25 protein-coding genes are annotated in these 25,411 nt (G+C 73.6%); 11 read left to right on the top strand and 14 right to left on the bottom strand.

The annotated features are described in order from the left end of the window. The first annotated feature begins 4 nt into the window (after positions 1-4). Entirely contained in the window at positions 5-1,465 is a 1,461-nt protein-coding gene (gene yczR, locus AB0I91_RS03635) for a MocR-like transcription factor YczR (RefSeq protein WP_499612886.1), read from the top strand. A gap of 613 nt (positions 1,466-2,078) precedes the next feature. Here the strand turns inward: yczR and AB0I91_RS03630 are convergent. From AB0I91_RS03630 to AB0I91_RS03595, 8 genes are all read right to left on the bottom strand, one after another. Further along, a complete protein-coding gene (locus AB0I91_RS03630; protein WP_499635037.1) occupies positions 2,079-2,984 on the bottom strand; it encodes a hypothetical protein in 906 nt (301 codons plus the stop codon). A gap of 335 nt (positions 2,985-3,319) precedes the next feature. Beyond that, positions 3,320-4,213: a CHAT domain-containing protein gene (locus AB0I91_RS03625; protein WP_499635035.1), complete on the bottom strand. Its 894-nt coding sequence runs from the start codon at positions 4,211-4,213 to the stop codon at positions 3,320-3,322. Further along, positions 4,210-4,641: an Ig-like domain-containing protein gene (locus AB0I91_RS03620; protein WP_499612882.1), complete on the bottom strand. Its 432-nt coding sequence runs from the start codon at positions 4,639-4,641 to the stop codon at positions 4,210-4,212. Before AB0I91_RS03620 ends, AB0I91_RS03625 begins: the two co-directional genes overlap by 4 nt. Beyond that, the gene (locus AB0I91_RS03615; RefSeq protein ID WP_498776200.1) at positions 4,638-5,177 is read right to left on the bottom strand and encodes an RNA polymerase sigma factor; all 540 of its coding nucleotides are present in this window, start codon (positions 5,175-5,177) and stop codon (positions 4,638-4,640) included. The genes AB0I91_RS03620 and AB0I91_RS03615 overlap by 4 nt, the downstream gene beginning before the upstream one ends. Before the next feature lie 88 nt (positions 5,178-5,265). Continuing rightward, entirely contained in the window at positions 5,266-7,440 is a 2,175-nt protein-coding gene (locus AB0I91_RS03610) for an FtsX-like permease family protein (RefSeq protein ID WP_499635032.1), read from the bottom strand. A 171-nt stretch (positions 7,441-7,611) separates the two neighbouring features. Further along, on the bottom strand, positions 7,612-9,912 hold the full coding sequence (locus AB0I91_RS03605; protein WP_499635029.1) for an FtsX-like permease family protein: 2,301 nt from the start codon (positions 9,910-9,912) through the stop codon (positions 7,612-7,614). Next, positions 9,909-10,646: an ABC transporter ATP-binding protein gene (locus AB0I91_RS03600; RefSeq protein ID WP_498776208.1), complete on the bottom strand. Its 738-nt coding sequence runs from the start codon at positions 10,644-10,646 to the stop codon at positions 9,909-9,911. Before AB0I91_RS03600 ends, AB0I91_RS03605 begins: the two co-directional genes overlap by 4 nt. Continuing rightward, on the bottom strand, positions 10,643-11,167 hold the full coding sequence (locus AB0I91_RS03595; RefSeq protein ID WP_498776212.1) for a PadR family transcriptional regulator: 525 nt from the start codon (positions 11,165-11,167) through the stop codon (positions 10,643-10,645). The genes AB0I91_RS03600 and AB0I91_RS03595 overlap by 4 nt, the downstream gene beginning before the upstream one ends. Before the next feature lie 152 nt (positions 11,168-11,319). On the opposite strand from AB0I91_RS03595, the gene AB0I91_RS03590 reads away from it, so the two are divergent. After that, on the top strand, positions 11,320-11,856 hold the full coding sequence (locus AB0I91_RS03590) for a CGNR zinc finger domain-containing protein (RefSeq protein ID WP_498776214.1): 537 nt from the start codon (positions 11,320-11,322) through the stop codon (positions 11,854-11,856). A gap of 67 nt (positions 11,857-11,923) precedes the next feature. On the opposite strand, the gene AB0I91_RS03585 is transcribed toward AB0I91_RS03590, so the two are convergent. Then, positions 11,924-13,180: a DUF445 domain-containing protein gene (locus AB0I91_RS03585; RefSeq protein WP_498776216.1), complete on the bottom strand. Its 1,257-nt coding sequence runs from the start codon at positions 13,178-13,180 to the stop codon at positions 11,924-11,926. Positions 13,181-13,209: 29 nt separating this feature from the next. Between AB0I91_RS03585 and AB0I91_RS03580 the strand changes: the two genes are divergently transcribed. After that, a complete protein-coding gene (locus AB0I91_RS03580) occupies positions 13,210-14,382 on the top strand; it encodes a pyridoxal phosphate-dependent aminotransferase (protein WP_498776218.1) in 1,173 nt (390 codons plus the stop codon). Here the strand turns inward: AB0I91_RS03580 and AB0I91_RS03575 are convergent. Then, a complete protein-coding gene (locus AB0I91_RS03575; protein WP_499635025.1) occupies positions 14,371-16,299 on the bottom strand; it encodes an NACHT domain-containing protein in 1,929 nt (642 codons plus the stop codon). The genes AB0I91_RS03580 and AB0I91_RS03575 overlap by 12 nt on opposite strands. Before the next feature lie 73 nt (positions 16,300-16,372). On the opposite strand from AB0I91_RS03575, the gene AB0I91_RS03570 reads away from it, so the two are divergent. After that, positions 16,373-16,873 (top strand): TFIIB-type zinc ribbon-containing protein, encoded by a 501-nt coding sequence (locus tag AB0I91_RS03570; protein WP_498776222.1) that lies wholly within the window; start codon positions 16,373-16,375, stop codon positions 16,871-16,873. A 65-nt stretch (positions 16,874-16,938) separates the two neighbouring features. Here the strand turns inward: AB0I91_RS03570 and tgmC are convergent, their stop codons facing one another. Continuing rightward, the gene (tgmC, locus tag AB0I91_RS03565; RefSeq protein ID WP_499612872.1) at positions 16,939-18,063 is read right to left on the bottom strand and encodes an ATP-grasp peptide maturase system methyltransferase; all 1,125 of its coding nucleotides are present in this window, start codon (positions 18,061-18,063) and stop codon (positions 16,939-16,941) included. A 112-nt stretch (positions 18,064-18,175) separates the two neighbouring features. On the opposite strand from tgmC, the gene AB0I91_RS03560 reads away from it, so the two are divergent. The 5 genes from AB0I91_RS03560 (at position 18,176) to AB0I91_RS03540 (ending at position 21,013) form a co-directional block, all read left to right on the top strand. Beyond that, positions 18,176-18,682 carry a helix-turn-helix domain-containing protein gene (locus tag AB0I91_RS03560; RefSeq protein ID WP_499612870.1) on the top strand — a complete coding sequence of 169 codons (507 nt, stop codon included), beginning with the start codon at positions 18,176-18,178 and terminating at the stop codon, positions 18,680-18,682. Between the two features lie 5 nt (positions 18,683-18,687). After that, on the top strand, positions 18,688-19,392 hold the full coding sequence (locus AB0I91_RS03555; protein WP_499612868.1) for a hypothetical protein: 705 nt from the start codon (positions 18,688-18,690) through the stop codon (positions 19,390-19,392). A 116-nt stretch (positions 19,393-19,508) separates the two neighbouring features. Next, complete coding sequence (locus tag AB0I91_RS03550; RefSeq protein ID WP_498776591.1) at positions 19,509-19,793, top strand: DUF2516 family protein; 285 nt, start codon at positions 19,509-19,511, stop codon at positions 19,791-19,793. After that, on the top strand, positions 19,790-20,449 hold the full coding sequence (locus AB0I91_RS03545) for an alpha/beta fold hydrolase (protein ID WP_499635022.1): 660 nt from the start codon (positions 19,790-19,792) through the stop codon (positions 20,447-20,449). Before AB0I91_RS03550 ends, AB0I91_RS03545 begins: the two co-directional genes overlap by 4 nt. A gap of 9 nt (positions 20,450-20,458) precedes the next feature. Further along, complete coding sequence (locus AB0I91_RS03540) at positions 20,459-21,013, top strand: type 1 glutamine amidotransferase domain-containing protein (RefSeq protein WP_498776236.1); 555 nt, start codon at positions 20,459-20,461, stop codon at positions 21,011-21,013. A gap of 48 nt (positions 21,014-21,061) precedes the next feature. Here AB0I91_RS03540 and AB0I91_RS03535 read toward each other — a convergent pair whose 3' ends face one another. Beyond that, positions 21,062-21,820 carry a MerR family transcriptional regulator gene (locus AB0I91_RS03535; RefSeq protein ID WP_498776238.1) on the bottom strand — a complete coding sequence of 253 codons (759 nt, stop codon included), beginning with the start codon at positions 21,818-21,820 and terminating at the stop codon, positions 21,062-21,064. A gap of 71 nt (positions 21,821-21,891) precedes the next feature. On the opposite strand from AB0I91_RS03535, the gene AB0I91_RS03530 reads away from it, so the two are divergent. After that, on the top strand, positions 21,892-22,440 hold the full coding sequence (locus tag AB0I91_RS03530) for a YbaK/EbsC family protein (protein WP_499635019.1): 549 nt from the start codon (positions 21,892-21,894) through the stop codon (positions 22,438-22,440). Here AB0I91_RS03530 and AB0I91_RS03525 read toward each other — a convergent pair. Then, a complete protein-coding gene (locus tag AB0I91_RS03525) occupies positions 22,437-22,937 on the bottom strand; it encodes a TetR/AcrR family transcriptional regulator (protein ID WP_498776242.1) in 501 nt (166 codons plus the stop codon). The two genes, AB0I91_RS03530 and AB0I91_RS03525, sit on opposite strands and share 4 nt — an antisense overlap. Positions 22,938-22,981: 44 nt before the next feature. On the opposite strand from AB0I91_RS03525, the gene AB0I91_RS03520 reads away from it, so the two are divergent. Continuing rightward, complete coding sequence (locus tag AB0I91_RS03520) at positions 22,982-24,355, top strand: amidase (protein WP_499635016.1); 1,374 nt, start codon at positions 22,982-22,984, stop codon at positions 24,353-24,355. Here the strand turns inward: AB0I91_RS03520 and AB0I91_RS03515 are convergent. Beyond that, positions 24,327-25,394: an LOG family protein gene (locus AB0I91_RS03515; protein ID WP_499612861.1), complete on the bottom strand. Its 1,068-nt coding sequence runs from the start codon at positions 25,392-25,394 to the stop codon at positions 24,327-24,329. The genes AB0I91_RS03520 and AB0I91_RS03515 overlap by 29 nt on opposite strands. Positions 25,395-25,411: the final 17 nt, after the last annotated feature.

Raw genomic sequence — 25,411 nt, 5'->3', positions numbered from 1 at the left:
CCTCATGAACTCCGACGTCCCACCAGGTGGACGTATATCCGGCTTCCGCCTGGCCCGACTGCTCGGCGAGTGGCGCCGCCGTGGCGCACGTCACGGCTCGGCGGACCTGGCGGCGGCGATCCGGATGCTGGTGCTGGACGGCCGGCTGCCCGCCGGCACCCGGCTGCCCGCGGAACGCGAGCTGGCCGAGGTGCTGCCGGTGAGCCGGACGATGATCACGGCGGCGTTGGACCAGCTGCGGTCGGAAGGGCTGGTCGCGAGCCGGCGCGGGGCGGGGTCGTGGATCAGCCTGCCGACGGGGACGTTGGGCGTCACGCCGGACACCCCGTTGGTGGGGCACAGCATGGTCGACTTCGCGCGGGCCGCTCCGCCGGCGCTGCCGGGCGTGCTGGCGGCGTTCGACCAGGTCCGGCGGTACCTGCCCGAGCACCTCGCGGATCACGGGTACTACGAGCACGGGGTGCCCGAGCTGCGGGAGCGCATCGCGGCCCGGTACGCGGCGCGGGGTCTGCCGACGTCGCCGGAGCAGATCGTGGTGACCAGCGGCGCGCAGCACGCGTTGGCGTTGACCCTGCGCCTGTTCACCGGTCCGGGTGACCGGGTGCTGGTGGAGCAGCCGAGCTACCCGAACGCGCTGGACGCGATCAAGGCCGTCTCCGCGATCCCGGTGCCGGTCGCGATGACGGAGACCGGCTGGGACCTGCCCGGGATCGCCGCCGCCCTCCGCCAAGCCGCACCGCGCATGGCCTACGTCGTGGTGGACTTCCACAACCCCACCGCGCACCGCCTGGACGCCGAGGGTCGCGCCGAACTGGCCGACACCGCCCGCCGGGCGCGCACGCCGTTGGTGGTGGACGAGACCGTCGTCGAACTGGACCTGGACGGCGACCCACTGGCCGGCCCGCCGCCGCTGGCGAAGTTCGCGGACGACCTGGTCGTGACCCTGGGCTCGGCCAGCAAGTCCCACTGGGGCGGCCTGCGGATCGGCTGGATCCGCGCGTCGACCGAAGTGGTCCACCGCCTGATCTCGACGCGGACCGCCCTCGACCTGGGCTCCGCGGTGGTCGACCAGCTGGTGCTGGCCGAGCTGCTGGCCGATCCCGAACCCGCGCTGCGCGACCGGCGGGCCCAGCTGGCGGCCCAGCGCGACGTGCTCATGGAGGGCCTGCGCGAACACTGCCCGACCTGGCGTTTCCGCAGGCCGGAGGGCGGTCTCAGCGTGTGGTGCGAACTGGACGCGCCGGTGAGCACGCGCATCGCCGTCGTGGCCCAGAACCACGGCATCCGCCTCGCACCGGGCTCGCGCTTCGGCGCCCACGGCGGCTTCGAACGCTGGCTGCGCCTGCCGTTCGTGCAATCACCGGACGTCCTGCGTGACGCCGCCCGCCGCCTGGGCCTGGTCGCCGCCTCCGTCACGGGCTCCACGATGCCGACCGACGCCGACCTCGCCGTGCCGGTCGCCTAGCGGGCCAGGGGTTGCCGGGCAACGGATCTGCGGTTCGGCAGGGGCGGCGGGCCAGAGGGGCGGCGGGCCAGCAGGTCGGCGGGTCGGCGGGCCACTCGTTCCGCGACCTCCGATCCCGGATCCGCGGATCCGGGGGTTCGGGGTGGGGCGGTGGTGGTCGGTGGCGGGGCGGGGGGTGGGGATGGTTGGGCGGTGGTTGGGGTGGCTGCGGGGACGTGGTGGGTGGTTGGCGGGGGTCCTCATGGTTTAACCGAGGGGCGGTAACGGTGTTTCCGTACATTTTCTGGTGATGATCACTCGATCGTGTTAGGCGGCCGTCGGCCGTCGGGCTCCGGCGCAGCCCCTCGTTGAGCCGGAGCCCGACGGCGGTTCGTGGACCTGCGGCGGGGACGCTCCAGGGATTGGCGTCCCCTGCCGCAGGTTCCCGTTCGGTCCCAGCGCTCGCGGGGGCAGCGCGGCGACGGGACCTGGCCCGTCCTGCCAGGGCGCGGTTGGCAGGACGGGAACCCTTGGGTGTGGTGCGACAGCCGTCGACAAACGTGATGTGCGCGAAATGACCAGGTCAGGCAGTGTGTGGTCGCGCGTGCTCAGGGCACACGGATCCCGTCTGACCTCAGTCGGGTGATGTGCTGGGCAGCCCCGGGACGCTGCCCGGCGACCTGCCGTCGTCCCACCGCTCGGCCGACCACGCGACCAACGGCTTCAGGTCCGCCTGCCCGGTCAACGACGCGTTCACGCCGCCCCGGTGGCCACCGCCGCCGCTGTCCGCGCCGCCCGAGGACGCCGTCGGCGCGCTCGGCGCGGGCGCCTGCTTCGGCGTCGGCGCGGGAGCACTCGGCTCCGGCACCTCCCAGATCACCTCGGCGTTCGGGGTGACCGGGGAGACGTCCGGTGACGGTTCGGCGGTCGGTGCGAGCAGGACGTTCACGCGGACCGGTGCGGCCAGCGCGACGGGCTGCGGCGCCGGCGACACCGGGGCCTCGACGACCGCCGCACGCGCGGCGGCCTTCTGGGCGATCTTCGCCTCGTACAGCGGCGCGGGCATCGTGTTCGACGCCGTGCCCGAGTGGCTGTAGCCACTCGCGTAACCGCTCGAGTAGCTGTAACCGCCGGTGCTGGACGGCTCCTGGTCGGCTTCCGGTTCCGGCGCGGGCCCGTCGGTCATCACGGCCAGGGGTCGGGACTCGACCGCGGCCAGTTCCACCCCACCGAGGGACGGTGACGCGAGCGACGATGACCCGGACGACGGTGACCCGAAAGGCTGAGCCGCGACCCCGACGGCCGCGAACGGCGCGACGCCGGCGGGCACGACCGACGTGACCAGGTCGGCGGCTGCGGTCTGCTGCTCGTCGATCGCCACGTTCACCGCGTCGAGCGTCTTCGCCGCCTCGTCCGGGTGGTCTTCGCCCGCTGCCGCGACCCCGCCGCACACGAGCCACGCCGCGGCCGCCAACCCGCTCACGGCGAGCGTCCGGAGCAGCAGGGATCCACCCCGGCGCACCGCGTTGGGAGCTGCCACTGTGGATCACCACCGTTCCGGGTACGGCGAACGGGACGGACCGTTCGAGGTCGACGTTCTGCTATGTCTAGCACTGGGAACCGCATTTTCGAACGTTCTCCGGCGGAACCCACTCGGAAGGGCGGTGCCGTGCGGCTGTCCGTGTCGCCCCACCCATCCGTGAACACAGTCCGTCGTGTCCACCTGATGGTGTGATGGCGTGAATTGTCCGTTGTGGACGCCCGCGCGGTGTCCCTTGTGGACCGGTCATGAAGGGCCTGACCGGCGACTTCAGTACCACGGGTCCAAATCACCTATTCGGGCGTCACTCAAATAGGTGACACAAGGCCATGCGGTCACCCCGCGCCAACGCAGACGAAGCCGAGGTCACCGTGCCGGACCTGCGCATCGGCAAGCGCTTGCGCCGGGTGGGCCAGGTTCGCGTGCAGGTCGACCATCAGGTCCACCACCCGCTCGTCCGCGACCGGCCGCACGCTCTCCACGACGACCCGCGCACCCCGCCTCAACAACACCCGCGCCAATCCCGACCCGCACGCCGAGAGCACCACCACCGAAGGCGCACGCGCCAAGCCGTCGAGATCGTGCCCGTGCAACGGCCCGTCACCCAATTGCAGATACGAAAACAATTCGTCTTGACGCACGCCGTCCGCCGCGAAGTGCACGACGTCCGCCTCCGCCATTTCCCGCAACGCCTCGTCCACAGTGGACCGGACCGGCCCGCCGTGCGCCCGCCGCAACGCCTCGACCTCCCGACGCGCGTGCGGACGCGACGGCCCGACCACCCACAGCCGGTTCGCCAGTGCCAACGGCCGCGAGTGGGCCCTGAACCAGCAACTCACCGACGGCGCGACCGACAGCGCCCGCCCCCGGGCCGACGGCAGCGCCGCCCACGGCACCCGCGCCAGCTCCGGACTGGGCACCACGACCAGCGGACGGTCGCCCGCCGGCCGCAGGAGGCGGTCCAGCCCCGCCACCGCGTCCGCCGACGGCAGCGAGCGGACGTGCCGCGCGACGGTCCGGGCCTCGCCGAAGTCGTGCAGCCCGACCCGCCGACCGGTGACGGACACGCCGACCAACCGCTCCCGGTGGCTGATGAAGACCAGCAGCGCCCGGTCGCCCAACGCGTCGACCACGTCGTTGAGCGGCACGGCCGGCCGACCCACCGCCGCCGAACGCGACAGCACGCGGATCTCCCGTTCCAGCCGCGTGATCCGGTCCCGGTCCATCATGCGACGAACCACGGCGTGGCGTGATCACGGCCCGAGGCGTCCACGCCGCGCAGCACGAACCTGACCGGCCCGAACGGCACCCGTTCGAGGTGGAACCGGCCCGCCTGGTCGACCACCGCCGTCACCCGACCTCCCGGCCACCGCGCGACCACGACGGCCCCCGCCCGCGCCGACCCGGTGACCCGCAGACCACCGGCCACCCGGTCCAGGCGCAGGTCGAGCCCGGCGAACACCACCCGGCGGGGCAGCCCGGGATCGACGTGCACCGAGTCGGACAACAGCCGCGAGGTGACCGCGTCGGCGCGTTCGACCAGCGCGGACCGCGCCCGGGCGAGCAGGGGTCCCGGCATCGGGTCGAGGTCGTCCACCGCCAGGGCGAGGGCGTCCAGCAGCTCCCGGTCGGTCATCGTGAGCGTCGGTCCGGTCACCGCGGCACCTCCGCCCCGAGTCGGCGCCGCAGCACGGCCAGGCACCGGCCGCGGGTGGCGCCCAGGCTGTTGACCGGGATCCCGACCGCCTCGGCGACCTGCGTGAACGACAGCTCCGGCGCGAACGCCGCCAACCGCAGGATCTCCCGGCAACGGTCGGTCAACGTCGCGTACGCGCGCCACAGCCCGGCGTCACGGGCCAGCGCGCGCTCCTCCGGCGTCGGCCCGGCGTCGGCCGCTTCCCACCGGTCGAGCGGCACCTCCCGGCCGCGCAGCCGCAGCACGGTCAGCGTCTCGCGCCGGGTGGTCGTGACCAGCCACGCGCCCAGCCGCTCGGGGTGTCGGATGCCCGACAGGTTCTCGGCCAGCGCGAGCCAGGTGGCCTGGCAGACGTCGGCCGCGTCCTCGGGGCTCAGCCGGTGCGACCGCGGCACGGCCCACACCAGGCGCGCGTACCGGCGGACGATCTCGTGCCACGCGTCGGCGTCGCCGAAGCGGGCGCGCAGGAGCAGCTCACTGTTGTTCCGATCATGCATGCTCCTTGAGAGCACCCGGTCTGACCTGGGGATACCGCCGCCGCTCGATGGTGTGGCAAGCGGAACCGAGGATCGCTCGCGTGCGTCGCTACTCGGTTCGCAGGCCGGCCGGGCGGATCGCCGAGCGCAGCGCGGGCAACGTGCACAGCGACACCACGAGCACGACGACCGCCGCGGCGGCGACCGTGGTGGCGATCTCGGTCCAGTCGACCCGGAACCGCCCGCCCGGCGCGACGAGCCACGCCGTGCCCAGGCCGATCGGGATGGCCAGCGCGATGCCGAGCGCCGCGGGTATCGCCGACTGCCACAGCGCGGACACCGCCAGGACCTTCGGCGGCACGCCGTTCGCGGCCAGCACCGCGGTGGGACGGCGGCGTTCGAAGACCTGGTCGACGGCCGCCGCCGCGAGGCCGATCACGGCCAGCAGCGTGAGCAGCACCGACCCGCCGATGACGCCGCTGCGCAGGGACGCGAACAGCTCGACCTGCCCGGCCTCGAACTGGCGGCGCAGCGTGACGCCCCGGTCGGCGCGGCCGGTGGCGGCCATCAGGCGGTCGCCGAACGACTCGTCCGGGTCGCCGCGCACGACGAGCTCGGTCGGTGGCACGGAGGCCAGCACGGGATCGGCGCCGCCCGCCACGACCAGCCCCCACAGGTCGCCGTCGACCTTCTCGTACCGCGGCACGACCCACTCCTGCCCGTTGATCCTGAGCCTGGCGCCGGGTTCCGGGCCGTCACCGACCAGGTACGCGGCGCCGTTCACGCAGTCCGCGACGTCGAGGCGCTCGGCGATCTCGACGCAGTCGGTGCTGGTGACGGTGCCGCCGCCGGCGGTCGGGTGCGCGCGCACCTCGCTGACCTGCCGCACGCCGCCGACCAGCGCGATCGCCTCTTCCAGCGACCGGACCGAGGCGTGCGGGGGCAGGTCGAGCACCCAGCGGTCCGGGGTGTCCGTCGGCGGTCCGGCGGTGAACTGGGCCGCCACGCCGAGCAGGACCTGCAACGTCAGCGAGCCGGTCAGCACCACCACGACGCCGGACAGCACGCGTGGCGTGCCCGCGTCGAAGCGGAGGGTCCGCAGGGCGAGCAGCGGGGCGACGCCCTCCGGTTCGAGGCGGTGGGCGACCTGGCCGACCAGCCACGGCAGCACCGCGCCCGTGCCCGCGAGGACCAGCGCGATGCCGACGCCGAGCCCGACGGCCAGGCGCGCGTCGGCCACCACCTGCCAGTAGCTGCCGATCGCCGAGATCACCACGATCAGCGCGGCGCCCGCGCCGATCAGCCCGAACCGCCACCACGCGCGGTGCCGCGGCAGTTCGACGGCGCGGGACAGGCCGAGCGGCCCGACGTCCTCCGTGCGCAGGGCGAGCAGCGCCGACACGACGGCCACCACCGGCACGCCCAGCGCGATCAGGGCGCCGAGCAGCGGGTCGGGCAGCAGGTCGGTCGGGAAGAAGCCCACCCCTTCCACCTCGATGAACCGGGCGAGCGGCCGTGCGGCGAAGAACAGCGCCACGCCGACGAACAGCCCGAGCACCGCGCCGGTCAACGTCTCGCCGCTCGCGATCCAGCGGATCTGCGTGCGCGACGCGCCGACCAGCCGGATCGCGGCCAGGCGCTGCGCGCGGCCGGTCGTGCCGAGGCGGGTGGCGACCAGGACGAAGATGCCGAGCGGGACGAGCAGCGCGCTGATCGCGGCGACCATCAGCAGCCGGTAGATCGGCAGCAGGGTGGCGGGCGGCTGGTCGCTGCCGAAGCCCGCGGCCGGGTGGGCGCTGTCGTGGTGGGCTTCGGGCAGGCCCGCGTAGAAGATCAGGGACTTCGGCCTCGGCAGGCCCGCGTCGGCGATCACGCCGATCACGCTCTCCGGGAACCGGGCGCGGACCGAGTCGTCGGTGCGCATGAGGTCGAGCAGCTCGGGTGAGACGACCAGCTCGCCCGGGCCCGGGATGCGGCCGACACCGGGCGGCACGGGCGCGTCGGGCGCGGTGGCGGCCAGTTCCACGCCGGTGATGAGCCGCCCTTGCCAGGAAACGCTGACGTGGCGCGCTTTCAGCTTCGCGTCACCCGTCGTGGAGTCGACCGACGCGGCCTGCACGCGGTGCGACTTGGCCTCCCGCGCGGGGCCGATCGAGGCGGCCAGCAGCAGGACGGTGACGCCGAGGCCGACGCCGGCGGCGGTGAGCGCCAACCTCGCCCAGGACGTCCGGCTGCCCCCGACGGCCAGTCGGATGCCGAGGACGAGGTCGGCGGCCCACCTCATCGGAGCACGCTCCGACCGCCCGCGTCGGAGAGCTGGTGGGGGTGCTGGGGAATGGGGGTCACATCTCCTCAGACGTCCCGGAGCGCCGGAACGTGGCTTCGGTGTGCCGACCGAGTTGGCGTCGCCGCCCCGGGCTTGGGGGCGTCAGGGGCGGCGACGCCCGCCTCGGACCTACTCGGAGCGCAGGCCGAGGGCGCCGGTGGCCCGCCGCAGCGACGGCAGCGACAGCAGCGTCACGACGACGACCAGCAGTGCGGCGGCGGCGCTGAGCACCCCGATCCCGGACCAGTCGAGCAGGATCGGCTGGGAGATGATCCGCAGCAGCAGGACCGCCAGACCGCTGCCCACGCTCACGGCCACGACCAGCGCCAACAGCAGCGGCACGGCGTTCTGCCAGAGCAGGGACCGGCTCAGCGCGCCGCGCGGCACACCGCTCGCGGCCAGCACGGCCAGCGGCCGCCTGCGCTCGCGGACCTGCTCCAGCGCCAGCACGAGCAGGCTCGCGCCCGCCAGCAGCAACGTGACCAGCGAACCGGCCAGCAGGGCTTGGCGGATGCTCTGGAACTCCTTCACGCGTTCGGCCACGTCCACCTGGCCGAAGTACGACGTGTAGGCGCGCCACGTCAGCGGGGCCAGGGCGTTGCGGACGTGCTCGGCGATGTCCGGCCGGTCCGGGTCCACCTGCACCAGCACGCTGGAGTCGTCGGGGTCGGCGGGGAGCTCCCGCGCCGCCGACGGCGTGACCAGCAGGCCCGCCCGGTACATGCCGGTGTCGTCCGGTGGCTGGACCACGGTGAACGGGGGAACCGTCCACTCCTGTCCCGGCACCGGGTTGCCCTCGGAGTCCACGCGCGTCGAAACCCGTTGGCCCGCCACGAGCTTCTCGTAGCCGGAACGGTGCGAGGAGCCGGGGTCGACGTAGAAGGTGTCGCCGTCCTGGCAGTCGGGCAGCACCGCCTGCGTCCGCAACGCCTCGCAGCTGCCGATCGTCGCCATGTGGTACTGGTCCGCGCCCGACCTGAGCGACGCGCTCCGCATCGGGTGCGCCTGCCGCACGCCGGCCGACCGGGCCAGCTCCACGGCGATCTTCTCGGTCGCCTCGGGCGGCGAGTCCTGCAGGCTGACCACCATCTTGCCCTTGTCCGCCTCGGGGGTCGGCTGCTCCACGATCCTGGTCTCCGCGCTGGCCATCACGGACTGCAAAGCGATCCCGCCCGCCAGGACCACGGCCACGCCGCCGACCACGCGCGCCGCCGTGCCGCTCTCCAGCTGGAGCCTGCGGATCGCCAGCTGCCACGACGGCGCGCCGCCGCGCATCCGGCCCACCGCGCGTTCGACCACCCACGGCAGCAGCACCGGGATGCCGAGCAGCAGCAGGATGATCCCGCCGATCACGATCACGTCGGAACCCTGGACCGCCTCGCCGCCGAACGCGCCCGCCTGGCTGAGCAGCGCGGCCACGCCGAGGGCGATCGGCACCACGCGCCACCACAGCACCCGTCGCACGGGCTTCGTTCGGCGCACCACGCCCAGCGGCTCGACCACCGTGCGGCGCATGGCGACCACCGACGTCACCACCGCCATCACGGGCACCAGCACCGCGATCAGCGCCGCCAGCGGCGGCCACGGCGTCAGGTCGCCGACGAACACGCTGATCCCGAGCAGCCGGACGTCCTCGACGAACTGGCGTGCGGTGAAGAACAGCGCCGCGCCGACGGCCAGCCCGACGACCGCGCCGAGCAACGCCTCGCCGGCCGCGATCCGGCGGACCCGGTGCGCGCCCGCGCCGACCAGCCGCAAGGCCGCCAGCCTGCGGTCCCGTTCGGCGCCCGCCAGGCGGGTGGTGATGCCGACGAACACCAGCACCGGGAACAGCAGCGCGACCGAGCCGACCATGACCAGCAGGATCAGCACCGGCTCGAGCTCGCGCTCGGTCACCTCGCCGCCGAAGCCGGTGATCGCGTTCTCCCCGTCCGCCCCGACGGACGCGTCACCCGCGTAGAACTTCAGGTCGTGCGGCGCGACGAGACCGGCCTGGCCGATCGTGCCGACGACCTCCTGCGGGAACCGCGCCCGCAGCAGCTCGCCGTCCGGCGCGGCCAGCAGGTCCGCCAACGCGGGCGACACGAGGATCTCGCCGTCGCCGGGCACCCTCGACGTGCCCGGCGGCACCGGCGCGCCGGGCCCGGTGCCGCGGACGAAGTGCCCGGTGATCGCCACGCCGCGGTAGTCGGTGTTCCAGAACGTCATGTAGAGCACGTCGCCCGACACCGCCTCGGCGTACACGGGCCCGGCCGCGGACTGCCGCTCGGCGCGTTCGGTCAGCACGCTCGTCACCGACGACGCGGCCAGCAGCACGGCCACGCCGAGGCCGATGCCCGCGCCGGTCAGCGCCAGCCGGACCCACGACGTGCGCCCGCCGCCGAGGGCCAGCCGGACGCCGAGCGCGAGGTCGGCGAACCACTGCTTCACGTGACGGGCTCCATCTCGCGGGACTTGCCGTCGCGCACCACGACCTCGCGGTCGGAGTAGGCGGCCACCCGCGCCTCGTGCGTCACCAGCACCACCGCCGCGTTGGTCTCCTTCGCCGCGGTGACCAGCAGCTGCATCACGCGCTCGCCGTTGAGCGAGTCCAGCGCGCCGGTCGGCTCGTCGGCGAACACCACGCGCGGTCCGGTGACCAGGGCGCGTGCCACGGCGACCCGCTGGCCCTGGCCGCCGGAGGTCTCGCCGGGGCGCTTGTCCGCGACGTCTGCGACCTCCAGCCGCTCCAGCCACTCGCGGGCGCGGGACTCGGCCTCCTTGCGCTTCACCGAACCCAGCCGCAGGGGCAGCGCCACGTTCTCCAGGCAGGTCAGCTCCGGCACCAGCTGGCCGAACTGGAACACGAACCCGAAGTCGGTGCGCCGCAACTCGCTGCGCGGGCCGTCGCCCATCGCGCTGAGCTCCACGTCGCGGTAGCGCACGGTGCCCTTGTCGGGCGTGAGGATGCCGGCCAGGCAGTGCAGCAGGGTGGACTTGCCGGAGCCGGACGGGCCCATCACGGCCACCACCTCGCCCGCGCGCACGCTCAGGCCGGCGCCGTCCAACGCGGGCGTGGGGCCGAACGACTTGTGCAGGTCCACGGCCTCCAGCAGGGTCCGCGCGCCCGCACCGTCGATCAGGTCGCCGCCCGTCGGGCCGCCGTTGGTCGGGTCGACGCTCATGTGGTCACCGCCGTCTTGAGCTTGCCGAGGCGCGCGGCGGTGAGCTCCAGCCAGCGCAGGTCGGCTTCGAGGTGGAACAGGGCGTGGTCGCAGATCAGCTGGTCGGCGAGGTCGCCCTCGGCCTTGCGCTTGGTCAGCTCGCGCATCGTGGTCAGGTGGGCGGCGCGCTGGACGTCGAGCACGTCGTCCGCGCTGCGACCGGACAGCAGGGCCAGCACGACCTTCGCGTAGAGCGTGTTCTGCAGGTAGGGCTCCGGGCTCTCGGGCGTGCCCAGCCAGTGCTCCACGTCCGTCACGCCGGCGTCCGTGATCGCGTACCGCTTGCGGTCGGGGCCGTCGCCCGACTCGACGCCCGCCTCCTCGACCAGGCCGTTGCGGAGCAGGCGCGAGAGCGTGGTGTAGACCTGCCCGTAGTGCAGCGGCCGGCCTTGCCCGAAGCGCTCGTCGTAGGCCTTCTTGAGGTCGTAGCCGTGCCGTGGACCCTTTTCGAGCAGCCCCAGCAGGGTGTGTCCGATCGACATGGCAGGCACTATACACACGATGTATACACACGGTTCATAGCCCGATCGGCGCAGGGTGGCCGCTGGTCCGACCGGGCTGTGGGAGTAACCGATCGTGATGGTTTGACGGTTACTTCGCCACATCGCGTGGCTCCGACGCCTACAGTGGAGGGGTGACTGGTCTGGCGGCCGGCTGGGACCACGCGGCTTTCACGCAGGGTCGAGCCGGCGATGCGGAACACGATGTGGAGCTGCTGCTCGCTTTCCTGAACACCCGAGACCTCGAACTCGGCACGGACGTGCTGGACAGCGCCGCCGCCTGGCGCGCGTGGGTCACCGAACGCGGCCTCGGCCGGGCGGGTGATCCGCACGAGGTCCGCGCCGTCCGCGCCTCGTTGCGGGCCTCGTTGGGTGAACGGCACGACGGACCCGATCCGACCCCCGTCGCGGGCTTGATCCGCGTCGACCTCAGCCACGGCGTGCCGACCATGTCCAGCACCGACGCGCTCGGCGCGGTGCTCGGGGCGGCGGCGCGGCTGGCCGTGCTCGGGTCGTGGGAGCGGTTCAAGATCTGCCAGGCGGACGACTGCCGGTGGGCGTTCTTCGACCGCTCGCGCAACCGCTCGCGCACCTGGTGCTCGATGCAGACGTGCGGCAACCGGGAGAAGGCCCGCAACTGGCGGGAACGGCGCGCCCTGAGCGTGACCTGAAACGGGGAACCCGGGGTGCCGGAACGCGCGTGTCCCGCGTCCAGGTACCCCGGGTCGAACGCTCAGGTCACGTCACCAGTTGGCTGACGGTGTAGATCGCCAGGCCCGCGAGCGCGCCGACGACCGTGCCGTTGATCCGGATGAACTGCAGGTCGCGGCCGACCTGCAGCTCGATCTTGCGCGAGGTCTCCTCGGCGTCCCAGCGCTCGACGGTGTCGGTGATCAGCGTGGTGATCTCGTCGCGGTAGTTGGTCACCACGTACCCCGCCGCGCCCTCGAGCCACCCGTCGACCTTCTCGCGCAGCGACTCGTCCTCCACCATCCGGCGGCCGAAGGTCATCAGGCCCTCGCGCACGCGCTTGCGCAGCTCCGACGACGGGTCCTCGGCCGCGTCGAGCAGCATCTTCTTCGCCGTGCCCCAGGCCGACCCGATGAGCCGCTGCACGTCCGGGTGCGTCACGAGCTGCTGCTTGACCTGCTCGGCCCGCTGCATGGTCGCCGGGTCGGTCCGCAGGTCGCCCGCGAACTCGATCAGGAACTGGTCCACCGCCAGCCGCATCGGGTGGTTGACGTCGGTCTTCACCGCCCACGCGAAGTTCAGCAGCTCGTTGTAGACCTTGTCGCCGAGCAGCGAGTCGACGAACTTCGGCGACCACGTCGGCGCCCGGTCCGACACCACGCCCATGACCTTGTCGTAGTTGTCGCGCACCCAGTCGTACGCCCGGTCGCACACCAGGTCCACGAGCTTGTGGTGCGCGCCGTCGGTGAGCACCTGGCCGAGCAGCCTGCCCAGCGGCGGACCCCACGGCTGGTCGACCAACCGCCGCACCAGCGCCTGCTCGACCACGGCCTGCACGTCGTCGTCGCGCAGCACGGTCACGGCGCCCTTCACGACGTTGGCCAGCTCGGACGTGACCCGCTCGGCGTGCTCGGGCCGCGCGACCCACTCGCCGAGCCGCCGGCCGATGCCCGCCCGCCGCAGCTTGTCCCGCACCACCGCCTCGGACAGGAAGTTCGTCCCGACGAACGACCCCAGCGCGTCGCCGAAGCTGTCCTTGCGGGTCGGGATGATCGCGGTGTGCGGGATCGGCAGTCCGAGCGGCCTGCGGAACAGCGCGGTCACGGCGAACCAGTCGGCCAGCGCGCCGACCATGCCCGCCTCGGCCGCCGCGCGGACGTAGCCGAGCCACGCCGGGCCGCCGTCCTCGAACAGCAGTGCCACGACGAAGATCAGGGTCGCGGCCAGGAAGAAGCCGGTCGCGACGAGCTTCATCCGGCGCAGGCCCTGGCGCTTGAGCTGGTCAGCGGGGGTCAGTTGCTCCACGGCGCCATTGTCCGTGAAGATTCGGCCTTGTGCGGGCACCAGCGCTAGTCACCAGGATGAGGCCGTTCACCTCGACGATCTTCGCCGAGATGACGGCGTTGGCCACGCGGACCGGGGCGGTGAACCTCGGGCAGGGCTTCCCGGACACCGACGGCCCGGCCGGGATGCTCGCGGCCGCCAAGGCCGCCATCGACGGCGGTCTCAACCAGTACCCGCCCGGTCCGGGCATGCCGGAGCTGCGCCAGGCGATCGCCGAGCACCGCGCGCGCTACGGCACGCACTACGACCCCGACACCGAGATCCTGGTGACGGTCGGCGCCACGGAGGCCATCGCGGCGACGTTGCTGGCGCTGGTGGAGCCCGGTGACGAGGTCGTGCTCATCGAGCCCTACTACGACTCCTACGCGGCGTCCGTGGCGCTGGCCGGCGCGACCCGCCGCACGGTGGGGCTGGTCGAGGAGCCGGGCACGGGCCGGCTCGGGCTCGACGTCGACGCGCTGCGCGCCGCCATCGGCCCGAAGACCAGGGCGTTGCTGCTCAACTCGCCGCACAACCCGACCGGGACCGTGCTCAACTACGTGGAGCTGGCCGCCGTCGCCGCGCTGTGCGTCGAGCACGACCTCGTGGCGATCACCGACGAGGTGTACGAGCACCTGGTGTTCGACGGCCTCGCGCACGTGCCGCTGGCCACGTTCCCCGGCATGGCCGAGCGGACCGTGACGATCTCCGGCGCGGGCAAGTCGTTCAACTGCACGGGCTGGAAGATCGGCTGGGCGTGCGGCCCCGCCGAGCTGGTCGGCGCGGCGCGCGCGGCCAAGCAGTTCCTGACCTTCGTCGGCGGCGCGCCGTTCCAGCCGGCCGTGGCGCACGCGCTGCGGCACGAGCTGGAGTGGGTCGAGGGCCTGCGCACGTCGCTGCAGGACAAGCGGTCGCGGCTGTCCGCCGGCCTGGCCGACGCCGGGTTCGCGGTGCGGCCCAGCGAGGGCACCTACTTCATCACCGCGGACGTCCGGCCGCTCGGCTTCACCGACGGCGCGCAGCTGTGCCGCGAGCTGCCGGGCCGGATCGGCGTGGCCGCCGTGCCGGTGCAGGTGTTCACCGACCACCCGGACGACTGGCGGCACCTGGTGCGGTTCGCGTTCTGCAAGCGTGACGAGGTGCTGGACGAGGCGATCGGCCGGCTGCGGAAGCTAAGCGTCTGACGTGACCTGGGAGGGGCGCGCGCCCGCCAGCCGGTCCTGCACGAGCGCGTGCCGGAACTGGTAGACGGCGCCCGCCTGGCGCAGCACGCCGAGCTTGCGCGCGTCCTCCAGGAACACCATCAGCTCCCACGGCAGCTTGCCGCGCGCCGCCAGCCAGATCCGCGCCACGGTGAACCACCACCAGCGCAGGTGCAGCACGGACAGCGTGAAGCCGAGCATCAGCCCGCACGCCAGGCCCAGCCCGACCATGCCCGACTGGGCCGGCCCGAACACCAGCCCGGCGGCCGCGCCGAACACCACGGCCAGCACCAGCGACCCGGTCCACACCGCGACCCGGTCCCGCGCCATCGTCCACTTCGGACTGGACGGGTGGCTCAGCTCGGCCGTGCTGCCCAACCCGAACCGCAGCGCCACCGCCACCGCGATGCCGAGGCCGACGACCAGGCCCGCGGACAGCCCGTACAGCGCGCCGAACACCAGGCCCGCCGCCGTGCCCAGCACACCGCTGACCACGACCAGGCTGCGCCACACGCCGAGCCGGGGTTTCGGCGCGCGGTGCCCGGACGCGTACAGCGCGGCCACCGCGACCGCGAGCCCGGCGGCCAGCCCGGTGATCGGCGCCAGCTTCGGCGTGCTCGCGTAGGCCATCAGCCAGGCGACGCCGAAGCCGCCGATCAGGCCGAGCGCGACCGCGCCGAGCAGCGCCAGCCACGTGCCGGCGACCGAGCGGCGCAGGTCCCACCAGCCGAGCTCGCGCACGCCGCGCCGCCGCATCTCGCCGGCCAGGAACGCCAGCCAGCGGGCCGCCTTGTCCTTGGGCCAGACCTGGCTGGCCCTGACCTGGTGCGCCACCCCGCGGTCGCCGAACGCGCCGTCGACCAGCAGGTCCGCCAGGTGGTTCTCGATGGCGGCGCGGTCGGGGAACCGGACCCGGTCCAGCAGCTCGCTCGGCTCGCCGTACCCGTAGACGACGCCCGCCAGCCACACCGCCAGCGGCGTGGAGAGCGCGTCGGCCAGCCGGCCGTCCGGCTCGTCGCGCAGGTGCAGGAAGACCGGCTCCCAGCGGGCGGCGGACACCGGGTCCGCCACCGACCGCAGGTAGCCCGCGACCTCCTCCAGGTCCAACGGCTGCAACTGCACGACCTGCGCGCCGGCCACGGTGCCGTTCACCTCGGCGAACTCGTCCGTGCGGCTGGTCAGGACCAGCGGGTGCGAGCCGGGGAACGCGCGGTTGATGCGGTCCAGCGCGTCGGCGCGGCGCGCGGGCGGGAGCTGGTCGAGGCCGTCGAGGACCGGGAACACGCGGCGTTGCTCGACCAGCAGGTCGCCCGCGTAGCTGCCGTACAGCTCGGTGTTGCGCAGCGCCGGGTGGTCCTCGTACAGCCGCCGGGTCATCCAGGTGCGGACGTCCTCCGCCTCCGGGTTCCACGTGGACAGCGGCAGCAGGACCGGCACCGGACCGTCCACGTGGCGGTCGAGCAGGCCGATCGCGAGCAGCATCGCGGTCGTGCTCTTGCCCGCGCCGGGCTCGCCGAGGAACACCATGCGCCGGTTGCGCTGGAACGCGCGGACGACGGCGTCGCTGTGCCCGGGTTCGCCCTGCGTGGCGCTCCAGTGCAGGTCGAGGGCGTGGTCCTCCAGGCCGCGGGCGCGGCACTCCTCGTTCCACTGGGCGTGCAGGGCGCGGGCCAGGGCGCTCGTGGCGGCGTCGAGGTTGTCGTCGGTGGACAGGCCGGCGGCCCGCCTGCGGTGCAGCCACGGGTCCAGCGCCGCGAGCAGCGCGAGGAAGCCGAGGGCGAGGCCGGACAGCCACAGCTCGGGGTCGATGCCGTAGTCGGTGACGAACAGGCCGGCCGCGGCGAGCACGGCGGCCAGCACGCACCCCGTGAGCACGGCCCGTTGGCGGAATCTGGACACCAACGCATCATGACTGAACGATCACGGATGGTGGTGACGCGGTGACCCTTGTGTCGTGCGTACCCTCGAAGGCGTGATCTGTCCGAAATGCCAGGACCTCATGCGGACCATCAGCCGTGGCTCCGTGCACATCGAGCAGTGCGAGAACTGCAAGGGCGTTTTCCTGGACGGCGGCGAGCTGGAGCAGATCATCGCCGCCGAGCGGGCGCACTACGCGCAGCCGTACCGGCCGGAGGGCGTGCCCGTGTCGGTACCCGTGCCCGTCCCGGTGGCGGCGCCGGCCGCCGAGCCGACGGCGGTCGTGCCGATCGAGGGGACGTTGCCGGCCGACGGCGACGTCCCGGTCGAGGGCGGGCAGCAGCCGGCCGCCGTGCCGCCCGCGCCCGCCGCCGGTCCGCCTCCGCCCTACCAGCCGCCTCCCGGCACGCCGACCGGCCCACCGCCGCCGTACCAGCCGCCGCCCGGCACCGCGCCCGCCGTGCCGCCGCCCGCCGCCTACCCGGGCGGGTACTACGCGCCGCAGCCGCACTACCCGCGCCGCAAGCGCAGCTTCCTGGAGGAACTGCTCGACTGAACGGCCCGCCGGCCCGGTCCGGGCGTCGACTCCGGGTGTTCCGAACGCGGGACGCGCGGGTGGGCTTACGGGAGTGGCCAGGTCAGGTCGGTGCCGTCCAGGGCGAAGTACTGGGAGGTCGGCGTCGCGGTGAAGGTGAACTGGTGGCGGCGCGGCCTGCCCAGCGCGCGCCACTGCCGGTAGGCGGCTTCGGCGACGTCCCACAGCGCCCGCGGACCGCCCTGGTCCACGACGGCGCCGCGGTGCCGGACCCACGAGCCGTCGGGGTGCACGAGGCGGATCGGGTCGGCCGCCACCGCCACCTCGGCCAGCGCCAGCCCGGCGAAGAACTCGAAGCCGCCGGCCGGGTCCAGCACGCTGCGCGAGGACAGCAGGGTCGTGCGGGACGTCGTCGGCTCCTCGGTCAGGGCCTCCAGCAGCGCCTCGTCCGCCCACTCCTGCCGGTGCGCGCGCAACGGCATGAACCGGCCGTCCTCCGGCAGCACGCGACCGGTGGCTTGCCCGTCGCGCACGGTCAGCCGCACCAGACCGGCGCCGATGGCCCGGTTGAACGTGGTCACGATCGCCCCGCCGGGCGCGGTCTGCTCCAGCCACGCCGTCGGGATGCGGGACACGGCGCACGTGCCGAGGATCCGGTCGTAGGGAGCGCGCGGCGCGTGCCCCTGCTCGCCGTCGCCCAGCACGCACGTCGGGTGGTAGCCGGCGGCGGCCAGCCGGGCCTCGGCGCGCACCAGCACGCCGGGGTCGACGTCGATCGAGGTCACGCGGTCCCCGCCGAGCACGTGGCAGAGCAGGGCGGCGTTGTAGCCGGTGCCGGTGCCGATCTCCAGCACCCGGTCGCCCGGCGCGACGGCCAGGGCCTCCAGCATGATCGCCATGATCGTCGGCATGCTCGACGAACTGGTGGGTACCCCCGTCACGGCTCCGGTGACGAGTGCTTGCTCCCACGCCCGGTCGTCGTTGTCGAGCTGGGTCACGCAGACGTCGTTGCGGTAGGCGAGCGCGAGGTGGTCGGGGTGCTCCGCGGTCACCGGCTCCCACGCGCCGTCGGGGCGCTGGACGAAGAACCCCGGCAGGAACGCGTGCCTCGGGACCTGGCGAAACGCCTCCGCCCACCGCCGGTCGCGCAACACGCCCGCGGCCAGCAGCGAGTCGGTCAGCCGGGCTCGCAGGTTCGCCGCAACGTCCACGCGCTCCACCGTAGCGCTGTGGGCGAGCACACGTCCCGATCGCTAGCAGAGCGCTTGCAGCAGCTAGCACCTCCGCGTACCGTCGACGGTGGATCGAGGAGGTGCCGCGAAGTTGGACAAGTCCATCGACGAGGCGGTGGCCGATCTCGGCCGCGACATCGGCGAGTACATCCGCCAGCAGCGCAACACGGCCAAGATCTCGTTGCGGCAGCTGGCCAAGCTCGCCGGGGTCTCCAACCCGTACCTGAGCCAGATCGAACGGGGCCTGCGCAAGCCGAGCGCGGAGATCCTGCAGCAGATCGCCAAGGGGCTGAGGATCTCGGCGGAGGCGCTGTACGTCGAGGCCGGGATCCTGGAGCAGCGCGAGGGCGGGGCCCTCGCGGACGCCATCGTCACCGCCCCCGACCTGACCGAGCGGCAGAAACAGGTGTTGCTCGACGTCTACGAGTCGTTCCGGCGGGAGAACGCCGCCGGCCGAGCCGGCAATCAGATGACTGCCGGTCGAGCCGGCGATCAGACCACCGGCGGTCGCGCCGGCGACCAGGCGACCGCCGAGGCGGAGAACACCGCAGGCGGAGCCGGCGCACCGGCCACCGCCACCCAGACCAACGAGGAGTGATCTCCATGCCGAACCTGCCCACCACCGAAGAGCTCCGCAAGGCCGGCGAGCAGGCCGTCGCCGCCGCCCGCACGCCGCTGCTGGCCGCCCTCGGCGCCGGCGACCTGGCCGCGAAGGCGGTCATCGACGCGTTGAACAAGGCCCGCGAGCGCGCCGAGTCGGCGAAGACCGCGGCCGAGTCCGCCGACCTGAAGAAGGACCTGCGCGACCGGCTGGACCCGGCCGAGCTGCGCAAGGTCGTGGACGCCTACACGCAGTCCGCGCTGAACCTCTACCAGTTCTTCGCCCAGCACGGCGAGGAGGCGCTGGAGAAGCTGAAGACCCAGCCGGGCCTGCAGAAGGCGCTGCACCAGGTCGAGGAGGCCGTCGGCACCGCGCAGAAGCGCACCGAGGCCGCCGCCGCGGACGCCCGCGTGCTGGCCGACGACGTGCTCGGCAAGGTGTCCCGCCGCACCCGCGCGGTCGGCGAGAAGGTCGCCGACGACCTGGACGACGCGAGCGAGAAGCTGGCCGAGACCGTGGTCGAGGTCGGCGGTGACGTCGCCGCCGAGGTGCGCGAGACGAGCCGCAAGGCCGCGCCGCGCAAGCCGGCCGCGACGAAGCCGGTCACCACGACCAAGCCCGCGGGCGTCGCGAAGCCCGCGAGCCCGACCAAGACCGCGGCCACCCGCTCGACCGCGGCGAAGAAGCCGACCGACAGCGGCAAGTGACCCGACCGTGACGGGGCGTCCCACCAAGGGCGCCCCGTTTCGGCTGTACCACGACAGCGCCACGCACGTAGGCTGGAGACGTGTTGCCACCATTCCCGCCGTTCAGTCCTCTCTTCCTGGACTTCTGGGTCATGTTCGCGGCGTACTACGCCGCGTTGGTCATGGGCGTGTTCGCCTTCGCGCACGCGCTCTCGCAGCGGGCCGACGCCTTCACGGCGGCCGAGCGCATGACCAAGCCCGCGTGGCTCGGCATCACCGGCGGTGGCGCGTTCGCGCTGCTGCTGTTCCACCCGTTCTCCGCCGGCGGCATGTTCTGGCTCGCCGGGCTGGTCGCGGTCACGGTGTACGTGGTCGACGTCCGGCCCCGGCTGATCGAGGTCCAGCGCGGCCCGCGGTGGTGACGCACCGGAGCTTCGGCTCCGGCGCGCCCGTCACGCTCGTCGGCCACGGCCTGGGCGCGACACCCGGCGAAGCCCGCCTGCCCACCTCCGGGCTGCCGGGTACGAAAGTGGTGGTCACCCTCCCCTCGCACGGCGACGCGCCGGACGCGCCCGAGGGCTACTGGACCTACCGGCGCATCGCCGCCGACCTGCGTGGAGCGGCACGGGAGACCGGCGCGACCCGGGCGGTCGGCGTGTCGTTGACCGCGGGCGCGCTGCTGGCCCTGCTCGCCGACGAACCCGACGCGTTCGACCGCGTCGCCCTCCTGCTGCCCGCCGTGCTGGACGAGCCGAGGCGCCTGCTCGACCGCGAGGAGGCGATCACCGCCGTCGGCGGACCACCCGGCTACCAGGCCGAACGGCGACAGGCGTTCGCGCGGCTCGACGGCGCGCTGGCCGAGCTGCCCGGCCAGGTCGCGGTCACCGACCGCGCGGCGCTGGCCCGCGTCACGGCCCCCGTGCTGGTGGTCGGCGCGACGGACGACCCGCTGCACCCCGAGGACGTGGCGAAGCAGGTGGCCGCCGCGTTCCCGAACGGCCGGGTGGAGCTCGTGCCGTCGTGGTCGACCCACCGCGCCGACGTCCGCGGGTGGTTGGTCGACTTCCTGCGGGGGTAGCCGAACCGCATGGCCGAACAGAAGAGGATCGCATTCCTGGTCGACACGGAGGGCATCGAGCAGGTCGAGCTGACCGAGCCCTGGCAGCACGTGGAGAAGGCCGGTGCCGTGCCGAGGCTGCTCGCGCCCAAGCTCGGCACGGTGCAGGCGTACGACCACCTCACGCCCGCCGACACGTTCGACGTGGACGTGCCGTTCGCGCACGCGGACCCGATGGACTACGACGCCGTGGTGATCCCGGGTGGCGTGGCCAACGCCGACAACCTCAGGCTCGACCGCGACGCGGTGAAGTTCGTCAAGCAGCACGTCGCCGCGGGCAAGCCGGTCGCGGCGATCTGCCACGGGCCGTGGCTGCTGGTGGAGGCGGACGTGGTGCGCGGCAAGCAGCTGACCTCGTTCCCGAGCCTGGCCACCGACCTCCGCAACGCGGGCGCCGACTGGGCGGACGTGGAGGTGCGGGTCTGCGACGTGGCCGGGTGGACCCTGGTCACCAGCCGCAAGCCCGACGACCTGCCGGCGTTCAACCGCGAGGCGCTCAAGGCCTTCGGGCTCCAGGACCTCTGACGCGCCCCGGACCGGGTCCACGGGGATGTGCACCTCCCCGTGGCCGCGCTAGAGCCTGGCCGTCGCGTACACCGCGATCGCGTCGCGGACGTACTCGGCGAAGCCCTCGGCGTGCGCGTCGAACTGCGCCTTGAACTCCGGCGAGTCCACGTACAGCTCACCGAGCCCGGTGTAGGACTCCCGGTTCGGCGTCCAGCTCAGGCAGATCCACCGGTAGTGCCGGTCGGTCACGTCCAGCGCGCGCGGCGCGTCGGCCGGGACGCCGGCGTCGAACAGCTCGGCGTAGGCCTTCCCGATGGCCTGCCACTCCGCCTTGAACCCCTCGGCGTCGGCCTTGGTCCAGCCCTTCATCCGGCGCTTGCTCTCGTCGACGTGCTCCTGGACGCCCTCGCCGTAGCGCTCCACCAGTTCCGCCTCGTAGCGGGCCTGGCGGTCGGCGTCGAAGCCGTCGAACAGCTCTTCCAGTGCCACTTCGTCACCCCCTTCCAGTTCCTCGATCGTGCGGGAGACGGTCCGGGCCAGCTTCGCCAGCCGCTCCTGCTCGGTGGCCAGCCACCGCGCGTGGTTGCGCAGCACGTCGACCGCCCGGTGCCGCCCGTCCAGGACCTCGGCCACGGTGTCGAGGCCGAGTCCCAGGTCGCGCAGCAGCAGGATGCGCTGGAGCCGGTGCAACTGCTCGCGCTCGTAGTAGCGGTAGCCGTTGTCGCCGACCCACGCCGGTTCGAGCAGGCCGATCGCGTCGTAGTGCCGCAACGTCCGCGAAGTCACCTTCGACATCCGCGCGACCTGTGCGATCGACCAGGCCATGACCGTGCTCCCTCCCTGTGCCGACCACGGTAGGGGTTGACGTAGCGTCAACGTCAAGCGCGGCCGGCAGGATGGCCGGTGTGTGGACCATCGCGGGAACCCTGACCCCCTTGCCCGTGCTCGACCGGCTCGACCTGGTCGCGGACCCGGTCGCCGCGGCGTTGAGGTCGATGGCGGACGGCCCGCGGCTCGCGGTCGCGGAGATCGACCCCGGGCTGGCGGACACGGCCGAGTTCTGCGCGCACTACGGCTCGCCGTTGGCGGCGTCGGCGAACTGCGTCGTCGTCGCGGGCAAGCGCGGCGAGACCGTCCGGTACGCGGCGTGCGTCGTGCTCGCGACCACCCGCGCGGACGTGAACGGCGTCGTCCGGCGGCGGCTGGACGCGCGCAAGGCGTCGTTCGCGCCGATGGACGACGCGGTGTCGCTCAGCGGCATGGAGTACGGCGGCATCACGCCGATCGGCCTGCCCGAGGACTGGCCCGTGCTGCTGTCGCCCGAGGTGGCGGCGGCGCCGGAACTGGTCATCGGCAGCGGTATCCGGGGCAGCAAGGTCCTGGTGCCGGGCGAGGTGCTGGCCAAGCTGCCGAACGCCGAGGTCGTCGAGGGCCTGGCCCGCTAGCCCGCCAGGTGCCGGTCGAGCACTTCGCGCGCCTGGTCGTGCGTGAGGTGCCCGATGAGCACGTGCGTGGTGAGGCCGTCGGCCAGCGCCAGCACCGTGCGCGCCCGCCAGCGGTCGCCGAGGAGCCTGGTGAACATGTCCTCGAGGTCGGCGTAGCTCGCGCGCAGGACGGGCGCGAGCGCCGGGCTGACGGCCGCCTGCGCGACGAACGCGAGCCACACCCTGGCCTCGGCGCGCTCGGGCAGCGCGACGGCACGTGCCGCCTCGGCCGCGGTGCCGCCGGCCCGGCCCAGGACGCGCTTGCCGACCTCTTCCAGCGCGAACCGCAGCATCTCGTCCTTGGTGCGGAAACAGCGCTGCACCGCCCCCATCGAGACGTCAGCGCGCGCTGCGACGTCCCTCAGGGTCACGCCTTCGAGGCCGCGTTCGTCGGCGAGCAGGAACACCGCGTCGGTGATCTGCCGGCGCCGGGATTCGTATTCGACCTGCTTGGGCACCCGTGGATACTATTCGATGCACTTGCATCGGAACAGGGGGCGTCATGTGGGACTGGACGGCGGCGGAGCAGGCCGCCGCGGTGCGCTCGGGCCGCGTCACGGCGGTCGCGCTGGTGGAGAGCCACCTGGAGCGGATCGCGGCGGTGAACCCGGTGGTCAACGCGATCACGCGGCTGGTGGCCGAGCAGGCGCTGGCCGAGGCGGCGGAGCTCGACCGGGACGGTGCGCGCGGGCCGCTGGCCGGTGTGCCGTTCACGGTGAAGGAGAGCATCGCGATCGGCGGCGTGCCGACGACCCACGGCGCGGTGCGGTTCAAGGACTTCGTGACGCCGCTGGACGCGCCGCCGGTGGCGCGGCTGCGCGCGGCGGGCGCGATCCCGATCGGGCACTCGAACATGCCGACGCTCACGTTGGCCGGCGTGCACACGCGCAGCGAGCTGTTCGGCGACACGGTCAACCCGTGGGACCCGGCCGTCACGCCCGGCGGGTCCAGCGGCGGCGACGGGGTGGCGGTGGCGACCGGGATGGCGGGGTTGGGGCTGGGCAACGACGCCGGCGGCTCGGTGCGCGTCCCGGCGGCGTTCTGCGGCGTGGCCGGGTTGAAGCCGACCTACGGGCGGTTCCCGGCCGACCACCGGCTCGGTCCGGACGACCCGCCGCTGGGCGCGCAGCTGTTCGTGGTGGACGGGCCGCTCGCCCGCACCGTCGGTGACCTGCGGCTCGCGTTCGAGGCGTTGGCCGGCACGTCGCCGCGCGACCCGAGGGCGGTGCCCGTGCCGCTGACCGGGCCGCCGGTGCCGCGTCGGGTGGCGGTGGTCGCCGATCCCGGCGGCACGGGGGTCGACCCGGTGGTGCGGGCCGCGGTCGAGGACGCCGCAAACGTGCTGTCGGACGCCGGGTACGAGGTGGTCGAGGCGGACGTGCCGGTGCTGGACGAGGCGCTGGCGGCGTACGGGGGCATGCTGATGACGGAGTTCGCGCCGAGCTGGCCGGTGGTGCGGACGTTGCTCGGCGCGGAAGGCCACCGGTACATCGAGATGTCGATGGCGAAGACCGCGCCGGTGGACGTCGCGGAGTACGTGCGGCTCACGGGCGTGCTGCTGGGCGTGAAGCGGGCGTGGGCGCAGTTCCTGGACCGGTTCCCGCTGGTGCTCGGGCCGGTGTTCACCGCCCGTCCGCCCGCGCCCGGGGTGGAGTCGCGCTCGATCGAGGGGCACGACCTGGTGACCGGCGCGATGCGGCTGTGCACCGCGACGACCTTCGTCGGCCTGCCGGCGGTGGCCGTGCCGACCGGGGTGGTCGACGGGCTGCCCGTCGGCGTGCAGCTGGTCGGTCGGGCCTACCGCGAGGACGTGTGCCTGGACGCGGCCGAGGTGGTGCAGCGGGTGATCACCCCGCGTACTCCCGCAGGAAGCTGACGGCCTCGTCCGCGTCGTCGGTGACGAGGATCCAGCGCTCGGCCTCCCGGCCGCGGGCCAGGCGTCGCACCAGCGGCGCGGCCGGCACCTCGTCGACCCAGAAGTCCTCGCCCAGGAACACCATCGGCGCGGCCGGGCCGACCGAGCCGTAGTGGTTCTGGCAGTAGTCCTGGAAGACCTCCTGCACCGTGCCCGCGCTGCCCGGCGTGTAGATGATGCCGCCGGTGGCGACGGTGAGCAGGCCCTCCTCGCGGACGGAGTTGGCGAAGTACTTGGCGTGCAGCTCGCACGCCGGGTTCGGCGGCTCGTGGCCGTAGAACCAGGTCGGGATGCCGATCGTGCGCGGTCGGTCGGAGGTGGGCAGGTCGGTGGGGCACGCGGCGATCCAGCGGCCGATGGACTCCGCGTCCCCGCCGAACGCGGGCGCCTTCGACAGGTCCTTCAACGTCGGCTCGTCCACGCCGACCCGCACGCCCAGCGGCACGGCCTCCATCACGCCCGGACCGCCGCCGGTCAGCACGGTGAACCCGGCTTCGCCGAGCGCCGCGCCCAGCCCGACGGCCCGCCGGTAGCCGTCGGTGTCGCGGCCGAGCGCGTGCCCGCCCATCACGGCGACCGGGCGTTCGGCGAGCGCGTCGTCCAGCGCCTCGGTGATCGCGTGGTCGTGCAGGCGTTCGGCGAGGGCGTGCAGCGGGTCCGGGTTGTGGCCCCTGGCGCGGGTGTGCCGGTAGATCACGGCGTCCGGGGTGTCGGCGTAGGACAGCGGGTCGCCCGGGTCGAAACCGGCGAACAGCTCGGCCGGCGTGTAGAGCCGCGACCGGTACACGTCGTAGGGCAGGTCGGGGATGGTCGGGAACACCAGCGCCCCGGCCGCCGCCGCGCGCCGCTGGGCGAGCGGCGAGAGCGTGCAGCCGAGGAACAGCGCGCCGTCCATCGGCACGCGCAGCTCTTCCCCGCTCAGGTCGAGCCCGACGAGGACGGCGTTCCGCAGCTCGGACGCCGCGCGGACCTGGTCGAGGTCGGTGTACTCGGTGCGCACCGGCGCAGCCTACGTGC

The sequence above is a fragment of the Actinosynnema sp. NPDC049800 genome (assembly GCF_040656635.1).
In the GTDB taxonomy this organism is placed as follows: Bacteria; Actinomycetota; Actinomycetes; order Mycobacteriales; family Pseudonocardiaceae; genus Actinosynnema.
Note: the sequence above shows the minus strand (reverse complement) of the source record. Positions and strands in the feature narration are given on the sequence as shown.

Excerpts from the sequence above, each read along its gene's own strand:
- yczR (WP_499612886.1), top strand. The coding sequence starts at position 5 with ATGAACTCCGACGTCCCACCAGGTGGACGTATATCCGGCTTCCGCCTG.
- AB0I91_RS03625 (WP_499635035.1), bottom strand. The coding sequence starts at position 4,213 with ATGATGGACCGGGACCGGATCACGCGGCTGGAACGGGAGATCCGCGTG.
- AB0I91_RS03615 (WP_498776200.1), bottom strand. The coding sequence starts at position 5,177 with ATGCATGATCGGAACAACAGTGAGCTGCTCCTGCGCGCCCGCTTCGGC.
- AB0I91_RS03610 (WP_499635032.1), bottom strand. The coding sequence starts at position 7,440 with ATGAGGTGGGCCGCCGACCTCGTCCTCGGCATCCGACTGGCCGTCGGG.
- AB0I91_RS03600 (WP_498776208.1), bottom strand. The coding sequence starts at position 10,646 with ATGAGCGTCGACCCGACCAACGGCGGCCCGACGGGCGGCGACCTGATC.
- AB0I91_RS03595 (WP_498776212.1), bottom strand. The coding sequence starts at position 11,167 with ATGTCGATCGGACACACCCTGCTGGGGCTGCTCGAAAAGGGTCCACGG.
- AB0I91_RS03555 (WP_499612868.1), top strand. The coding sequence starts at position 18,688 with ATGCCGAACCTGCCCACCACCGAAGAGCTCCGCAAGGCCGGCGAGCAG.
- AB0I91_RS03540 (WP_498776236.1), top strand. The coding sequence starts at position 20,459 with ATGGCCGAACAGAAGAGGATCGCATTCCTGGTCGACACGGAGGGCATC.
- AB0I91_RS03535 (WP_498776238.1), bottom strand. The coding sequence starts at position 21,820 with ATGGCCTGGTCGATCGCACAGGTCGCGCGGATGTCGAAGGTGACTTCG.
- AB0I91_RS03530 (WP_499635019.1), top strand. The coding sequence starts at position 21,892 with ATGGCCGGTGTGTGGACCATCGCGGGAACCCTGACCCCCTTGCCCGTG.
- AB0I91_RS03520 (WP_499635016.1), top strand. The coding sequence starts at position 22,982 with ATGTGGGACTGGACGGCGGCGGAGCAGGCCGCCGCGGTGCGCTCGGGC.